Below are 16,853 nucleotides of genomic sequence, written 5' to 3'. Positions count from 1 at the left end.
CGTTCAATTTCTCATATCTATCTTATCGGTCATGAACATCAGTATCTTAAGGAAAAGGAAAAGCATTAGGCAGAAGAATTTTTCTAGATCGTAAGCTAGGTCAGATTTAAAGGAATGGTGTTAAATTCTCGGACTAAAAGAAGAGGGCCTATTGCTCATCAGTACTAGAACTGCACGCACTTTCACTATGCCTCACGTTTTGTCTGAACCTTAGACCCCTATCTTATGATGCGGATTTCCATCCGCTTTTTAGTTGAATTTGTGCCGTGGCAATTTATCCATATTATCGAGCATGATACCGGTTCCGATTGCTACACAATCCATTGGCTGCTCGGCAACGAGTACCGGGACCTTAAGTTCTTCGGCAAGAAGTAAATCAATCCCGTGAAGCAATGCTCCCCCGCCGGTTAAAATGACGCCGCGGTCGATGATATCAGCAGAAAGTTCTGGCGGCGTCCGCTCAAGTACGCTTTTTGCAGCTTGTACAATGATCGAAACTTGCTCGCGAAGAGCCTCCTCAATTTCTTCCGAATTGACCGAAATGGTTCTAGGCAATCCCGATACCATATCACGCCCGCGGATATCGATGACTTCATTACGGGATCCGGGGAAGACGGTTGCAACCTGGATTTTAATGTTTTCCGCTGTACGTTCACCAATCAGGAGTTTATACTTCCGCTTGATATAATTTAAAATTTCATTATCGAATTTGTCACCGGCCATTTTAATGGAAGAAGATGTAACGATATCCCCCATTGAAAGAACGGCAATATCCGTTGTACCCCCGCCAATGTCTACGACCATATTGCCGCTTGGTTGAAAAATATCCATACCGGCACCGATTGCAGCCACTTTCGGTTCTTCTTCAAGGTATACTTTCTTCCCGCCGCTTTTTTCGGCAGCTTCTTTAATCGCCTTTTGTTCGACACTTGTTATGTTGGTCGGGCAGCAGATTAAAATTCTAGGCTTTGAAAGGAAGCCTTTCACATTCAATGTATTGATAAAATGCTTAAGCATCGATTCTGTTACATCAAAATCCGCAATGACACCGTCTTTTAAAGGACGGATTGCGATGATGTTTCCTGGAGTACGGCCTACCATTTTACGAGCTTCTTCCCCAACGGCAAGAACACGGTTCGTATTCTTATCAATCGCAACTACCGAAGGCTCATTTAACACAATTCCTTTACCTTTGACATGTATAAGAACATTGGCTGTTCCAAGATCTATCCCAATATCTCTAGCAAACATTTCTTAAATCCTCCTTGAATATCCTCACATATAACCTACTTCTGTCCTAATTGTTTATTTTACCATATTGCATTGACACAAGTAAGTATGAATTATAAATAAACACTAATATAGACTATTTTTTCCTATTTTGCCAATATGTAAAAATTTTCAATGCCTTATGTACTATCTTGCCGTATTTCCCCATAAAAAAATCCCGGCATGGAACCGGAATCAAGGTTAAGAAAAAGCTGACACTCACTTTCGTGTCACCTTATTCATTCCCCGATGGCCCGTTTCACTTCCAATTGCCGGAATGATTCAAGTATCATTTAACGATTTCTTCTTCTCTTTCAGAACGTTTGTATTTTAACTTTGTCGCTTCTCCACCTCTAAGGTGACGAATGGATTTATGATAATCCAATATATCCTTCACTTCGTTAGCCAAATCAGGATTAATTTCTGGCAGCCTCTCAGTTAAGTCTTTATGCACTGTGCTTTTAGAGACTCCGAACTCTTTTGCAATGACGCGAACTGTTTTTCTAGTTTCCACGATATACTTTCCTATCTTGATAGTTCTTTCTTTGATGTAATCGTGCACACCACTCGACCTCCCCAAATTGGATGTGAGAAGTGTGAAATGAGATTCGTATTTTTCGAATCGAATACCGCTGCCCTATAAACAATGAAAGATAGAATTATTCACCTATTAGATAATTTGTAATAAACGATTCCTCACCTCAAACACTCTCTTTGCATGGTTTATAACATCTTATTAGCTTGGTTAAGAATATATGCCTAATGGGACAGGAGGTTTGGATTTATTTCTGATTTCCATCTGTTTATTTTCATTGATCGCAAATTATTTCCCGAGAAATTTGTCAGAAATTCAAAGGTTTCAGCATATTGGCTAATATTCCGTCGAAAGAAAAAAGAAGCCGTTCAAAGTGAACGGCTTCCTTTTACCAAATTTTCAGTTGTTGTCATTCGTAACGCTCTAGGTTTTTGTTTTGATTTTATTAAAAATCTTAATCTTAATTAGATTGATTTAACGAATCTTTTAAGGAATCGCTTTCTTCAGTTGTATCTTCACCAGGGACAGAGCCTTCCTCATCAGTGCCACTCTCTAAATCAGTGCTCTCGTCAGTTTCGTCAACTGCAGGCGTTTCTTCCGTGCCAGTTTCTGATTCTTCCACTGCAGGTGTTTCTTTGTCAGCTTCTGATCCTTCCACTGCAGGTGTTTCTTCTTTGTCAGCTTCTGATCCTTCCACTGCAGGTGTTTCTTCTTTGTCAGCTTCTGATCCTTCCACTGCAGGCGTTTCTTCTTTATCAGCTTCGGCTTCAGTTGCAGATTGAATCGCAGAAGCTTGTTTATCAACAAAATCAAGTGGGTTTAACGCAATGTTATCTTTTCTGATTTCGAAGTGGACATGTACGCCAGCCTCTTCATTGATTTGGCTTTTTCCGGCTGTAGCAATTGCTTGTCCTTGTTTCACTTTGTCACCGACTGCAACCTTAATGTCTTTAACAGATTGATAACGAGTAACAACGCCATCTTCATGCTCGACTTCAACTAAATTTCCAAGTAACGCATCATCTTGAACTTTCGTTACATTTCCACTTAAAGAAGCTTTTACATCGAAAGACTTTCCATCTTCCATTGCAATGTCTATACCTTTGTTTTGCTCATATCTATTGTTGTAGAAAACCAATGCTTCTTCTTGTGCCTTTTCATCCGCATTCACATCATAAAACTGTTTCTTGATAACCGATTTGTCCGCATCGGCTACAGGCATCTTGATTGTCTCAAGATTGCTATTAACCTCTACAGAAGGCTGATCATAGTTTTTTCCTGTTTCAGCCGATTCCTCATCTTTAGCTGAATCATCAAAACTATTTTGTAATAAGAAGGCCGCGGCTAAGATTATGGCTGCACTTGCGATATAGATTGCTGATAATGCCCAACGTTGTTTTAGTATACGTCGGATTGTGGAAGTTGGTTTCTTTTCTTCCTCTCTCATATTAATCACCTCAGCAATCATTCTGAACATTTTGTTAAAATTATATACATTCAGGAAAAATTTTTTTTTGGATTTATTTTGTGGAAATGAAACCGATTTTATTCGTAGAATGGTAAAATGTTTGGTATCTCACTGTTGAAGGATGTTTAAATCATGAAAAAAGCTTTTAAACTTGTGTTAACGTTATTGCCTTTTCTATATATGATTGCCATTTGGATAATGTCGAGCAACCCAGATGATATGATTCTAGATCTTCCCTCATCCTCAATTGACCGATTTATCAAAGAGGCACTTCATCTGGTCGAATTTGCCCTTTTGTATATATTATTTGTTTCGGCACTTGCTGCAAACCAAAAACTGAAACCTGGTTTAAGCCTGTTGGCAGCCCTTGTAGCTTGCCTTTACGGAGTGATTGATGAATACCACCAATCTTTCGTCCCGTACCGCTCCTCTAGCTTAATAGATGTCATTAAGGATATCATTGGAGTAGCTGCAGTTTATTTTCATGTCCAATATCATTATTTCAAGCGTGAACGGGGCTTTTTGACGTTTATAGAAAGATTAAACGAAAAGAAATGAGAGATGGGAATCCCCATCTCTCATTTCTTTGCCGTCATCGTATTCAGCCACTTACTTGAAGACTGAACTTTGACGCCCTTATAATAATATTTCACGATGTCTTCATAGGTTTTCCCTTCCCTGGCCATTCCATTAGCCCCGTATTGGCTCATTCCAACTCCGTGTCCAGATCCTTTTGTCGTGATGACAATCTGGTTGCCTTGACGCTCCCAGTCAAAATCGGATGATGTCAGCCCGAGTTTCTCACGAATCTGTTTTCCTGTCATTTTCTTTCCTCCGATATCCACTACACCTACGCGATTACCTGATGTTCTTTCAATGACAGTCCCTATTGATGTTCCCGAAGAAAGACTTACACCCAATTTTTTTTCAAAATCTGCAGTATCGACTACCACTTTATTATAAAACTTTGGTGATTCTTCTTTATCCCATGGACTGGATACACTTTTTAAATAGGGGAATTCAGCTTGCCAATAGTCCTCGGAATTCTCCGTATAGCCATTGCTGGTCGAGAAAAAAGTGGCAGTAATCGGTTTTCCTTCATAGGTTAAAATTTGACCCGCCGTTTCTTTTATGGCCTTGTCAATTTTTTGCATCTTCCATTTATAATCAGAGCCCCACTGTTTCTTCAGCTCATCATCATTCTTATAAACTTGGTGCATGACCGTATCGCTAACATCGGCACCATCCGGCAAACCTAATCGACTTTCGCTTATGAGCTGATTGACAATATAGGTTCTCGCCGTCAACGCTTGTGCTTTCAGCGCTTCTTCTTCAAAATCTGCTGGCATTTCAGCTGCAACCACACCAGTCAAGTACGATTCAATCGGCAGTTTTTCAATCTTTTTTGCAGATGTGCGGTAAACGGCAACTTCTACGGAACTCATTTCATTTGCAGCTACCTCTTTACCCTCGTTCTTCCCTTTCTTTTCTAATTGTTCGGTCAACTGTCCACTTGTCTTATCATTTGAAAATGGAAGCACAAGCACTGCCGGAATCATGATAATTACGAATGCTACTGCAATGAATAGTACGATCATCGGTTTGATTGCTTTCAAATTCCTGAGCCTCCCTACACTTGTTTTCTCTGCTGTATAATCGTATCCAGCAGGTATCTTTACATAACAAATGTATGTCGGAGGACAAGCTTTTATGAATAGAAAAACTACAACTACTTAACTGTCGGCGATGAATCCGGAACAAGACAAAAAAAACCATTCACGGTTCAGAGATTCGAACGTGAATGGTTTTATAAGCTACTTATGCGTTTAAATCTGCAATTTTTTTTGTTTCAGCAGCAGGTACATCTTCGTTAATACGTTCCACATCCGCACCTAGAGATGCCAATTTACCATGGAAATTCACGTATCCTCTGTCAAGATGCTTCAATTCTGTAACACGTGTAATGCCATCTGCAACCAATCCAGTCAGGATGAGCGCTGCCGCGGCACGTAAATCTGTTGCAGCTACTTCAGCACCTTGAATGTTAGTTGGTCCATTAACGATAACGGAACGGCCTTCTATTTTAATATTGGCATTCATGCGACGGAATTCTTCAACATGCATAAAACGGTTTTCGAAAACGGTCTCCGTAATCATACTTGTTCCTTCAGCACGCAGTAATAATGCCATCATTTGTGATTGCATATCAGTCGGGAAACCAGGATGCGGCATTGTTTTGATGTCAATGGCCTTCAAGGTTTTTGGACCGATAACGCGTAATCCATCTTCTTCTTCAAGAATTTTAACGCCCATTTCCTCCATTTTAGCAATAAGGGAAGTAAGGTGTTCAGGTACAGCTCCTTGAACAAGAACATTGCCGCCAGTAAGAGCGGCCGCTGTCATGAATGTACCAGCTTCGATACGGTCAGGTATAATCGTATGTTCAGTGCCATATAATTTATCGACACCTTCGATTCTCATCGTACCAGTACCGGCACCTCTGACTTTGGCACCCATTTTATTAAGGAGATTCGCAAGATCTACAATTTCAGGCTCTTTGGCCACATTTTCAAGAATAGTTATACCTTCAGCAAGTGTAGCAGCCATCATGATGTTTTCGGTGGCACCAACACTCGGGAAGTCAAGATACACTCTTGCACCCTTAAGTCTGCCTTCTACCTCGGCATCAATGAAACCATTGCCGACCTTCACTTTTGCTCCCATCGCTTCAAAGCCCTTTAAATGCTGGTCGATAGGACGTGATCCGATGGCACAGCCACCAGGAAGAGCAACGCGGGCCCGGCCATTCCTTGCTAGTAATGAGCCCATCACTAAAACGGAAGCTCTCATTTTACGTACATATTCAAATGGTGCTTCTTCTAATAACTCTCTTGATGCATCTACAGTTACTTGATTGTCATGAAAGGCAACATCTGCATTTAAGTTGCGCAATACTTCATTGATTGTATATACATCGGAGAGCGTAGGAACATCTTTAATGATACTTTTCCCATCACTTGCTAATAATGTTGCAGCGATAACTGGCAAAACGGCGTTTTTAGCACCTTCTACTTTAACTGTCCCGCTAAGCCTTTTTCCGCCGCGGACGATGATTTTTTCCAAAAGTATTCCCCTCCGCGTCCATTTTCTCTATATTAATATTCAAACGTTATGATTGGTGTGCCAACTACAAAGTTCGTTCGGTCACCCAATCCTTCTGTCCGTAGCCCAAACTGCAAATTTAATTTTTCTTTTGTCAAAGGTTGTTTAAACAATGTTGAATGTGCAGATATAGATGTAAAGTTTGTTTCATGCACACTCTCAATTTCCCTTGCTTGGAACATATCTAACAGGTCTTCAGTTTTAGAGTTTAAAACCGAATCCATATTATCATTGATAGACCCTTTAATACAAGAAAAAATTGAAGGAGTTCCTATAAATAGGTCATTCACCCTGTTTTGGAACGCAGCGGTAAAAAATGCCTCATTGGCTTTCTTCCACTTTTTCCCCTTCACTTCGTAAATAACATAGGTAACTTTATCAAATTTCTCTTCCGTTGTCATTATTTTGATAGACTCGGTCAGACCTGAATCGATATTGTAAGTTAACGCCTCAGCCTTCCAGCCGGAAGCATCATCTTTCCGGTGCCATTGAAATTGAGGGTATTTTCGTTTTAAAGCTGTAACTTCGCTTTCAAACTCTTGTTTAGTTGTAATCTCTTTATTTATTTCTCTAGCGAGTACAGACCAATCCTCTATGTCTAAATCTTTATCTGTTTGTAACAGTCCCACCATTTTAACTATATCTGGTTTACTTTCTGCCACAATCGTACTATTCCCAATTAAAATCACCATCAAACCGAGAAATACTATGTATGTTAACATTTTTTTATTTAAAAAATACATGTTAAATCCCTCCCCTTTTACACATTCTTTCCATAAGGAGAGAGATCATACTTCGAGTTTTCCGACAATTGGTGACACCTTCCCCCTTAAATTGGCAGGAAGCAAAAGCGAATACAAGAGTAGAATCATATTTTGCTATAAGAAAAGTCTTACAGCTTATCAGTCATTACTAAACATATACGGAAGTTGGTTTGCAAATCCCAGGTAGTCGAGGAAGAAATTACTTACAACTGAACCGATGGCAACCGTTAATAAAATATATAATACCCTGGCCTTGATGACCGAATTGGATCTTAACATTTTATCAAAATGTAATGCCTGTAAAGCCCACCAGGTAACTGCAATGAAAAACAAGTGTGCAATTATTCCTGTTAAAGCCTGCTGTCCCATTGCTGAAAACATGTACATACCTCCTAAAAGACACCCGAATTCTATTCTAACACAAAACCCCTTCATATTTGGAATTAAAAAGGAAGAATTGCAAAATATCTTTTTAAAACTGTAAATAGAGGCTTGATCCAATGGAACAAGCCTCTGATACAGGCATTATATCATTTGCTCGAAATAAAGTCTGTAAAATCACCAAATTGATCATGAATAAAATCAAAGGCAATATTTGGCGCCACCCCGAGAAGTATGGTGCCCATTACGCATATGATCAACACGGCGTAAAGACCCGGACGAATCTTAATGACCTTCTCTGAATGAATCGGTCGGAAAAAAACCTGCACCAATAATCCGAAATAATACACATAGGACACAATGGTTCCTGCAATCATGATTCCCGCAAGGACGAAATGTCCGGGCTCGGTTATGAATGTGCCAAGAAAAATATTGAGTTTGCCAATGAAACCTGTCGTTCCGGGAATTCCAGCAAGCGACAGGATGAATATGGTGAATGCCATGGCAAGATACGGTGATTTCCTCCCCAGTCCTGCAAGAACGCTGATATCTTCAGACCCACTTTGACTGGAGAGCAGCTGAATGACTGCAAATACACCGATATTCATTAATACATAAGCCATTAGGTAAAACCAGACCGTATCCAGGAGGAAATATCCACCGCCCAATGTAGCCACCGCAACAAGCAGGTAACCCGCATGAGCGATGCTTGAATAGGCGAACATCCGTTTTAAATTTAGCTGCCTTAACGCAATCACATTTCCAATGATGATCGTCAGCCCCGCCAATGAAGCTATATAGATATTATTTTTATCCAAAAAGTCGAGCGCTCCGAACGTATCACCGGAAGCGGTCAGGAACAACGAGAGAAAAAGGCGCAGGATGATCACGAAACCCGCCATTTTCGAGATTACACTCAAAAAGGCTGCGACCGGTGTCGGTGCCCCTTCATAGACATCCGGCGCCCACATATGAAACGGTGCGGCGGCAATCTTGAAGGATACACCGACAAATACCATGAAGAAAGCGAGTCCCATGATGTACTGCAGCTGCCCATCCGTCATCCCAGCCATCGTCCGGCTCATTTCTCCTAGATTGACGGAACCGGTCACTCCATATAAATAACTCATCCCGAATAAAGTGATTGCCGTGGAAATGCCTCCGTTTATCACATACTTCATGGACGCTTCGTTGGACTTCCGATCATGCTTGCGTATTCCGACTAATATATAAGATGAAAGTGAAAGAAGTTCCAATCCAACGAACAGCGTTATCAAATCACCGCTTGAGGACATGATCATCGCTCCAAGCAAAGCGGTCAGGAACAGATAATAAAATTCCCCCCGGTGCTCCCGCAGCCCCTCTTGCGGTTCATAGCCTTCAGCCAGAAGGATGATTAGGGCCGCTCCGAATAATAGTAACAGCTTAAAAGCTTTTGCAAATGAATCTAATCGAAATGTGTCGGATAAAATACTGACTGTCTCAAAGGACAGCAGGCTAATCAGTGATAAACATGCCAAAATGATTCCGGTTAGCGCGAGCCATGCCAGTTTTCTCCGATTAAAGTGCTTCGGCCAGAATAAATCCAGTATTGAAAGAATTATGGTCGTTCCAAGGATGATGAATTCGGGCATCATCGCTCCCCAATCATAAGAAAGCATCGTGTTCCAATCCATCCTTCATCGCCCCCCTAGAGCAAGCATCATGGCTTCAATCGTTCCTTGAAGAGGCCCGCCTAACAAATTTGGATATACCCCAACAGATACTATCAAACCGAGAAGAACGAACGCCGGCAAAAACTCCCAGCCCCTTAGGTCCAATTTCTCTTTTTCTATCAAGCTATCATTTTTCCCGAAAGTCATCTGCATGACCGCCCTCAATACATAAACAGCGGTTAATACCAGCCCGATCACCCCTATTGCCGCTAGCAACGGCTGACTCTTGAATAAGCCAAGAAATACCATGAATTCACTGATGAAGCCGGACATGCCAGGCAAACCGAGTGAAGCCATCCCGCAAGCTAACATAAAACCTGAAAAAATCGGCATCGAATTGGCCAGGCCCCCAAGCTTAGGAAGCATCGTGGTTCCCATACGCTCATACAACACTCCCACCAAGAAAAACAGCAAAGCAGCAATTAGCCCGTGTGAGATTACTTGAAAAATGGCTCCCTGAATGCCCGCTTCATTCAAGGCCCCCAGCCCCATCATGACTATACCCATATGTGAGATTGATGAGTAGGCTAAAACGAGCTTGAAATCCGTTTGTACCAATGCTAGAAATGCTCCATATAAAAAACTGAGGACCCCAAATAGGACAATGGTAAAGGCCAAGCTTTTATATTGTTCAGGAAATATCCCCATTCCAAACCGGATGATTCCATATGCCCCAATTTTCAATAAGACACCCGCATGTATCATGACTATTGATGGAGGTGCTTCTGCATGGACCCGCACCATCCAGCTGTGAAAGGGAAAGACGGGCAGCTTTATCGCAAATGCCACGAGAAATGCGAGACATAAACCATATTTCATTGAATCAGATATGGGTGCAAAAAGCGAAACACCGCCCATTGTCATCATCTGTGTCAATGCTGCAATGTTGGTCGTACCTGTCCTGGCAAACAAAATCAAAATGGCCACCAATAAAACAGCCGAACCAATGCCATTATAAATCAGAAAACTATAAGAAGCTTTCTCCCTCTCCAGAAAGCCCCATCTGCCAATTAAAAAGAAAGCAGGAATCAAAGTCATTTCAAAAAAAATGAAGAAAAGGATCAAATTTTCTGCCGTGAAGACACCGAGCATTCCAATCTCCAGGATCAAAAATAACAAATAATACCCTTTCCATTCTTTTTTTATATAAATGGATGCGATTGCGGCCAGTGATGAAATGATTGTTGTCAGTAATATGAAGATGAGACTTAATCCATCCAGCCCCAACTCAAAGTCAACCGTGAACAGCTTGGGATCATACATCTCCAAATTTCCAAACCTGATCCAATTCAACTTAATGTCAAATAAGGATAGGGCCACACCCGAATAATATTGGCTGCATAGAAAGAACGATAGGAAAAGGGGAGGCAGTGTTCCGAAAAAGCCAAATTGTTTAATCGTCCTTTCCTCTTTTTTCGGCATGAGTGCAACCATCACTATGCCCAGCAGCGGTGAAAACACTAAAAGCGAGAGCAAATAGACATTCATCTTAGATACCCCCCAGTTACTGCAAAAATCACCAACAGTACCGCAAGTCCCAGAAAGGCTATCATGCCATATTGCTGTACCTGTCCCGTTTGCAGTTTAGACCCTATTTTCCCCAATCCTTCTATTGAACTCGTTACAGTGGAAACCAGGCCACCGACAATGAACCTTTCAATATAAGATAGGAATATACTAAAGCCTTTGATTGCATAGCCTGCAGTAAAATGGTAAATCTCATCAATATAATACTTATTTTCCAAAATCCTATATACCTCGGAGTTTTCCTTGACAAGCCATTGCCGAGGTAACTTCTTTTTAGCGTATATCATATAAGCGAGGTAAATTCCGGCCAGCGATACAAGCACGGCCAGCAACATTATCCAAACGGGCCCCTCACTATGGCTGGCGCCTAGAAGAGCTTCATTTCCCTCCACAAGCCACTCCCCAAGGAAAGTTCCAAACCACGGCGTTTGGATATACCCGCCGATTACAGCAAGCAAAGCCAATGTGAGCATGGGAATTAGCATGGTGAAAGGTGATTCCTTGACCTGTTCTACTTGACTGCGTGAATCGCCTGCAAACATCATGAAAAACAGCCGGAACATATAAAACGCAGTTAAAAAGGAGGTAACCACCGCTAGACCAAACAATATATAACTACCATTCTCCCATGCTGCCATTAGAATTTCATCTTTACTGAAAAAGCCCGAGAGCAACGGAAAGCCCGATATCGCTAACGTGCCAGTCAAGAACAGCGGCCCAGTCCATTTCAACTTACGCCATAATCCGCCCATCTTTTCCATATCCTGTGTATGTATAGCGTGAATAACACTGCCTGCTGCCAAAAACAGCAATGCTTTAAAAAAGGCATGGGTCATTAAATGAAACACCCCGGCCACATATCCCGAAGTACCCAAAGCAAGCATCATAAAACCAAGCTGAGAGATTGTCGAATAGGCCAATACACGCTTAACATCCTTTTGCACTATGGCAATGCTTGCAGCAAATATGGCTGTAATTCCACCTGTTATTGCTACGATCTGCATTGCAGCAAAACTGGCCGTGAATAACGGAAACATGGCCGCCACCAGGTAAACCCCTGCAGCAACCATGGTTGCTGCGTGTATCAATGCGGAAACCGGAGTCGGGCCTTCCATTGCATCCGGAAGCCATGTGTGAAGTGGAAATTGCCCAGACTTCCCAACCGCACCGATAAAAATCAAAATAGCGATTAATGTCAGTTTTTCACTTGATATCATGCCTGATTGAACGGCTTGAAAGATCTCTCCATATTCAAAGCTGCCTGTTTCCCAGAATAGAAGAATGATGCCGATTAAGAGCCCTACATCCCCAATCCTGGTCATGATGAATGCCTTCTTCGCCGCAGCCTTAGCTTCCAGTTTATAAAAGTAAAAACCAATGAGCAGGAAAGAGCCCACCCCGACCAATTCCCAGAAGATATAAAGTTGTAATAAATTGGGTGCCATGACAAGCCCAAGCATGGCAAAGGTGAAGAAGCCCAGATAAGCATAAAAAATGGAGAATCGCACTTCACCCTTCATATACCCCTTCGAATATATCTGGACAAGCAGGCTGACAAGGGAAACGACCACAAGCATCAAGGCATTTAGCTGATTGATTTCGAATCCAGCTGTAAGTTGCGTCCCTCCGAAGGAAAGCCAATCTATCGATATATTATAAGTAGGTTCTTTAAATCGCTCGATCAGGACAAGCAACGATAAAACGAACGAAGCCAATGTACATATTATCCCTATAAAAGCCCCTCGTTCCCGCAACCGCCCGCCTGATAGAAGCAGAACCAGAAACGTGACGAGTGGAAAGATCGGTATGAGCCATGCGTGCTCCATCATCGTATCAAATCCCCTTCTTCATTTATATAAACCTTCAATTCTTCATAATCTCCATTTCATCGACATTAACCGTCTTCCGATTGCGATAAAGGGACATTAGTATGGCCAGCCCAACAGCTGCCTCGGCCGCAGCGATCGTAATCGTGAATAAGGAAAAAACTTGACCCGTAATGGATGGCGTTACCCCGAATTTACTGAAGGCAACTAAATTGATATTTGCAGCGTTCAGCATCAGCTCGATTGAAATCAAAACAATGACTGCATTTCTTTTCGTCAAGGCACCATACAGCCCTATACAAAATAAAACGAGTGCCAACACAAGGTAAGCCGACAAAGGAACTCCCGTCATGATTGATCTCCCTCCTCATCATCTTTTTTAGCCAGTACGATGGCACCGACTAAAGCAACAAGCAGGAGTACCGACATCACTTCAAATGGAATTACATATTTTGAAAAAAGTTCGATTCCTATTTGCTTTGTATTTTCCTCATGCAATGCCGTTGGCTGTACAGGTATATCCAGATTATAAATCCCCAGATACACTGCTACGGCAAATCCAGCAATCGCTGCCAGCAAGGAGAAATTCCCCCAGCCCCCTTTAGCGGGTGCATCATTTTCTTGGTGTTTTGTCAGCATGATCCCGAATAGCATCACGATTGTGATTGCCCCTGAATAAATAAGGATTTGGACAATGGCGACAAACTCGGCCGAAAGCAACATATAAATGCCTGCAACGCCCAAGAAAGTAAAAACAAGAGCGATTACCATGTGCACCACTTTGGTTAAGGTAATCAGCAGCACCCCGCCTACTATCGCGACGAGTGCCAAACCAATAAAGGCAATTAATTCACCCGACAAACTCATACTTTATTCACCTTCCGGATATTTTCATCATTTTCATCCAGCCACTCCAGGTTTTTAAATAGATGATCACGGCTATACTCGGCCAGCTCGAATTGATTCGTCATCACGATCGCTTCTGTAGGGCAGACCTCCGTACATAAATCACATAAAATGCAAATCTCGAAATTGATGTCATACGTATCGATGATTTTCCCTTTTTTCGACGGGTCCGGATGTTTCTTACCAGTTAATTGAATACAATCCGTGGGACAAATCGTCACGCATTGATTGCATACGATACACTTTTCAGGATAAAATTTTTGGATTCCGCGAAATCGGTCTGGAAGCGGAAGCGGCTCATTCGGGTAGTCATAGGTCACTTTTTTCCTCGTCAAGTTCTTTAATGTATAGGTTAAACCTTTTGCTAAACCAAGCATATAAATCCCTCGCTTTCCGACCAGCTTAAGTTTCTAAAAAAGGTTAAATAATTCTTTTATTAGTGCCGTCAAAAATATATTTGCCAATGCAACCGGAAGCAGCACTTTCCATCCGAATTCCATCAATTGATCAGCCCTTATACGAGGAAAGGTTACACGGATCCAGACCAATATATAGAATACGGCACTGAACTTCAGACCGAACCAGATGGCTGCCGGAATAAAATCCAAAAACGGAATAGAATTCCATCCCCCTAAAAATAATACAGTGGTTAGCGTTGCCATTGCAAACATATACACATATTCGGATAACATAAAGAAGGCCCAGCGAAATCCAGAGTATTCAACATGATAGCCTGCAACAAGTTCAGATTCCGCTTCCGGTAGGTCAAAAGGAACCCTGTTCAACTCGGCAACCGATGCAATGAAAAACACGATGAACGCAACCGGCTGAAGAAAAATGAACCAAACCTTCTCCTGGGCTGCAACTATATCATTCAAGTTTAAACTGCCTGTTATGAGGACGATTCCCACCAGCGACATCACCAAAGGGATCTCATAAGATATCATTTGCGCGGCTGCCCTCATTCCGCCAATCAAAGAATATTTATTATTGGATGCCCACCCCGCAGTGACGATGCCGATGGTCGATATGCCGGAAATCGCCATATAATAAAGCAGTCCGACACCAATATCAGCAAATTGGAAGGCATCGGTGAACGGCAAGGTGGCAAGGACCATGAAAGCTGGAGCAAAAGCAATTACCGGAGCTAAAATATATAACGGTTTATCAGCTTTCTTGGGTATCGTATCTTCCTTGATCAAAAGTTTCAAAACATCAGCAACGGTCTGCAAGAGACCCCATTTCCCTCCAATTTGGTTTGGGCCGATACGCATCTGCATGAATCCCATGATTTTACGCTCCGAAAGGATTCCATAGGTTACAAACCCTAATACGACAAACAGGAGCAGAACTGCCAAACCAAAAAAAATGCCAAAATTCAGTAGGCTTGGAGCGGAGTGGAGAAGATCCTTGATCATTTATCCATCCACCTCCCCTAACACGATATCGATTGCACCTAATATCGTTATCAAGTTCGCCATATTTTCCCCTTCCAATAATTTCGGAAGAATTTGCAGATTATAAAACGAAGGTCTGCGAAATTTCAAACGGTATGGCTCCTTTTTCCCTTCACTCGCAATATAACAGCCTATTTCCCCTCTTGGTGATTCAATTCGGACAAATGCCTCACCCTTAGGAACCTTTATTATTTTAGGGACCTTAGCAAGGACCGGCCCTTCTGGAAATTGCTCAACCGCCTGCTCGATGATTTTCAGTGATTCTTCGATTTCTTCCATTCTACAGTGATAGCGTGAAAAGGCATCTCCCTCTTCCCTTGTAGGAACATCGAATGTGAACCTGTCATAAATGGAATATGGTTCATTTTTTCGTAAATCCCATTTCACACCTGTACACCTTAAGTTGGCACCGCTAAGCGAATACTGTAAGGCTTCTTCCTTCGTATAGATGCCCACCCCTTTAACACGATTAACAAAGATTTCATTCCCTGTCACAAGCTCATGGTAACCGGCAAGCTGCTCCCTCATATAAGGGACAAACTCGGCAACCTTTGCAATCCAGTCTTCGGGAGCATCCCATTTCACACCTCCGACACGCATATAATTGAATGTTAGGCGTGCCCCTGACAATTCAGTCAATAAATTAACGATCATTTCACGTTCTCGAAATGCGTATAGGAAAGGGCTCGTCGCACCTATATCCAGCAAGTATGTACCCCACCAGACGAGGTGGCTTGCAACTCTGCCCAATTCCATTGCGATGACCCGCAAATATTCTGCCCTTTCAGGGATCTCCACCCCCATCATTGTCTCAACAGCATGGCAAAGCACATAATTATTTGTCATTGCTGCCAGATAATCGAGCCGATCGGTATATGGGATTATTTGTGTATATTGTAGATTTTCCGCTAGTTTTTCCGTCCCGCGATGCAGATACCCAATGACAGGTGTAGCCTCTTTGATAATCTCACCGTCAATCTTGATGACAAGACGAAAAACACCATGTGTACTCGGATGCTGCGGACCGACATTGAGAAGCATTTCTTCCGTCCTTAACATAGGGCTTACACCTCCACATCATAAGGCTCATAATCTTTTCTAAGGGGATACCCTTTCCAATCATCACCAAGTAAAATCCGCTTTAAATCAGGGTGTTCATTAAAGTTAATACCTAATAAATCATACGCCTCACATTCTGGCCAATTTGCACCTGACCATAATGGGACCAATGATGGAATAACGGGAGTATCCCTATCAAGCTTCACCTTCAAGGCAACTGATTGGTTCATTTTGAATGAGTGTAAATGCACATAGATTTCCATATGGGATTCAAAATCCGTACCATGAAGTTCCGATAAATACGAAAAATCAAGCTGTTCATCGTAGCGCAGAAATTTTGCTATTGAGAAATATGTATCCGGATTAGCCACTAAAGTGGGTACATCTTTTGATAGTCTATTAATATAGTGCTTTAATAATGCCCCTTGTCCTACATGGCTTTCAATAGCAGAAACAATTTGATCGAGTTTCGACTGATTTGGGGATATTTCGCTATGGGTGTTAACTTCCTCGCTTTCCTGTACAGCTGCCCTGTTCTTCGCAGCAGCAGCCGCTTTCGCTTTTGCCGCTGCTTTCGCCTTGGCCGCGGCCTCCGCCTTTCGCTTCGCTATTTCCATCTCGCCTTCCGGCTTTTCTGCCGCTTCTTCTTTCGACCGTTTCCGGGCCAATGCTGCTGCTTTCGCCTTGGCCGCGGCCTCCGCCTTTTGCTTCGCTATATCCACTTCGCCTTCCGGCTTTTCTGCCGCTTCTGCTTTCGCCTGTTTTTTGGCCAATGCCGCTGCTT

Annotated in this window: 17 protein-coding genes; 1 reads left to right on the top strand and 16 read right to left on the bottom strand. The window is 42.2% G+C overall.

The window, feature by feature from the left end; all coding sequences use genetic code 11:
* Positions 1-249 precede the first annotated feature (249 nt).
* The 3 genes from mreB to spoIIQ form a co-directional block, all read right to left on the bottom strand.
* Positions 250-1,251 (bottom strand): rod shape-determining protein, encoded by a 1,002-nt coding sequence (gene mreB, locus ACIQ0C_RS15415; protein WP_034315765.1) that lies wholly within the window; start codon positions 1,249-1,251, stop codon positions 250-252.
* Between the two features lie 307 nt (positions 1,252-1,558).
* Complete coding sequence (spoIIID, locus tag ACIQ0C_RS15410) at positions 1,559-1,831, bottom strand: sporulation transcriptional regulator SpoIIID (protein WP_034315767.1); 273 nt, start codon at positions 1,829-1,831, stop codon at positions 1,559-1,561.
* Positions 1,832-2,264: 433 nt separating this feature from the next.
* The gene (gene spoIIQ / locus ACIQ0C_RS15405; protein ID WP_403061405.1) at positions 2,265-3,251 is read right to left on the bottom strand and encodes a stage II sporulation protein SpoIIQ; all 987 of its coding nucleotides are present in this window, start codon (positions 3,249-3,251) and stop codon (positions 2,265-2,267) included.
* Positions 3,252-3,404: 153 nt separating this feature from the next.
* Between spoIIQ and ACIQ0C_RS15400 the strand changes: the two genes are divergently transcribed.
* Positions 3,405-3,830 carry a VanZ family protein gene (locus tag ACIQ0C_RS15400; protein ID WP_403061402.1) on the top strand — a complete coding sequence of 142 codons (426 nt, stop codon included), beginning with the start codon at positions 3,405-3,407 and terminating at the stop codon, positions 3,828-3,830.
* Between the two features lie 20 nt (positions 3,831-3,850).
* Here the strand turns inward: ACIQ0C_RS15400 and spoIID are convergent, their stop codons facing one another.
* The 13 genes from spoIID to ACIQ0C_RS15335 all read right to left on the bottom strand — a co-directional run.
* On the bottom strand, positions 3,851-4,888 hold the full coding sequence (gene spoIID, locus ACIQ0C_RS15395) for a stage II sporulation protein D (RefSeq protein WP_402835745.1): 1,038 nt from the start codon (positions 4,886-4,888) through the stop codon (positions 3,851-3,853).
* A 202-nt stretch (positions 4,889-5,090) separates the two neighbouring features.
* Positions 5,091-6,395 (bottom strand): UDP-N-acetylglucosamine 1-carboxyvinyltransferase, encoded by a 1,305-nt coding sequence (murA, locus tag ACIQ0C_RS15390; protein ID WP_402835743.1) that lies wholly within the window; start codon positions 6,393-6,395, stop codon positions 5,091-5,093.
* A gap of 32 nt (positions 6,396-6,427) precedes the next feature.
* Positions 6,428-7,177 (bottom strand): YwmB family TATA-box binding protein, encoded by a 750-nt coding sequence (locus ACIQ0C_RS15385; protein WP_403061399.1) that lies wholly within the window; start codon positions 7,175-7,177, stop codon positions 6,428-6,430.
* Between the two features lie 159 nt (positions 7,178-7,336).
* Positions 7,337-7,579, bottom strand: coding sequence for a DUF1146 family protein (locus ACIQ0C_RS15380; protein ID WP_034315776.1), 243 nt, complete (start codon positions 7,577-7,579; stop codon positions 7,337-7,339).
* A gap of 149 nt (positions 7,580-7,728) precedes the next feature.
* Positions 7,729-9,255 carry an NADH-quinone oxidoreductase subunit NuoN gene (gene nuoN, locus ACIQ0C_RS15375; protein ID WP_403061396.1) on the bottom strand — a complete coding sequence of 509 codons (1,527 nt, stop codon included), beginning with the start codon at positions 9,253-9,255 and terminating at the stop codon, positions 7,729-7,731.
* 3 nt (positions 9,256-9,258) lie between these two features.
* Positions 9,259-10,782 (bottom strand): NADH-quinone oxidoreductase subunit M, encoded by a 1,524-nt coding sequence (locus ACIQ0C_RS15370; RefSeq protein ID WP_403061393.1) that lies wholly within the window; start codon positions 10,780-10,782, stop codon positions 9,259-9,261.
* Entirely contained in the window at positions 10,779-12,650 is a 1,872-nt protein-coding gene (gene nuoL, locus ACIQ0C_RS15365; RefSeq protein ID WP_403061391.1) for an NADH-quinone oxidoreductase subunit L, read from the bottom strand. The genes ACIQ0C_RS15370 and nuoL overlap by 4 nt, the downstream gene beginning before the upstream one ends.
* A gap of 34 nt (positions 12,651-12,684) precedes the next feature.
* Complete coding sequence (gene nuoK, locus ACIQ0C_RS15360; protein WP_098371643.1) at positions 12,685-12,999, bottom strand: NADH-quinone oxidoreductase subunit NuoK; 315 nt, start codon at positions 12,997-12,999, stop codon at positions 12,685-12,687.
* Complete coding sequence (locus tag ACIQ0C_RS15355) at positions 12,996-13,514, bottom strand: NADH-quinone oxidoreductase subunit J (RefSeq protein ID WP_403061387.1); 519 nt, start codon at positions 13,512-13,514, stop codon at positions 12,996-12,998. Before ACIQ0C_RS15355 ends, nuoK begins: the two co-directional genes overlap by 4 nt.
* Positions 13,511-13,930 carry an NADH-quinone oxidoreductase subunit NuoI gene (gene nuoI / locus ACIQ0C_RS15350; protein ID WP_048685828.1) on the bottom strand — a complete coding sequence of 140 codons (420 nt, stop codon included), beginning with the start codon at positions 13,928-13,930 and terminating at the stop codon, positions 13,511-13,513. Before nuoI ends, ACIQ0C_RS15355 begins: the two co-directional genes overlap by 4 nt.
* Before the next feature lie 33 nt (positions 13,931-13,963).
* Positions 13,964-14,971, bottom strand: a complete 1,008-nt coding sequence (gene nuoH, locus ACIQ0C_RS15345; RefSeq protein WP_403061384.1) for an NADH-quinone oxidoreductase subunit NuoH — start codon at positions 14,969-14,971, stop codon at positions 13,964-13,966.
* Positions 14,972-16,069 (bottom strand): NADH-quinone oxidoreductase subunit D, encoded by a 1,098-nt coding sequence (locus ACIQ0C_RS15340; RefSeq protein WP_048685832.1) that lies wholly within the window; start codon positions 16,067-16,069, stop codon positions 14,972-14,974. It abuts the gene before it with no gap.
* A gap of 5 nt (positions 16,070-16,074) precedes the next feature.
* On the bottom strand, positions 16,075-16,853 hold a 779-nt coding region (locus ACIQ0C_RS15335), incomplete at its 5' end, for an NADH-quinone oxidoreductase subunit C (RefSeq protein WP_403061381.1).

The organism is Peribacillus sp. NPDC096448 (assembly GCF_044762675.1).
Lineage (GTDB): Bacteria > Bacillota > Bacilli > Bacillales > DSM-1321 > Peribacillus > Peribacillus frigoritolerans_B.
Note: the sequence above shows the minus strand (reverse complement) of the source record. Positions and strands in the feature narration are given on the sequence as shown.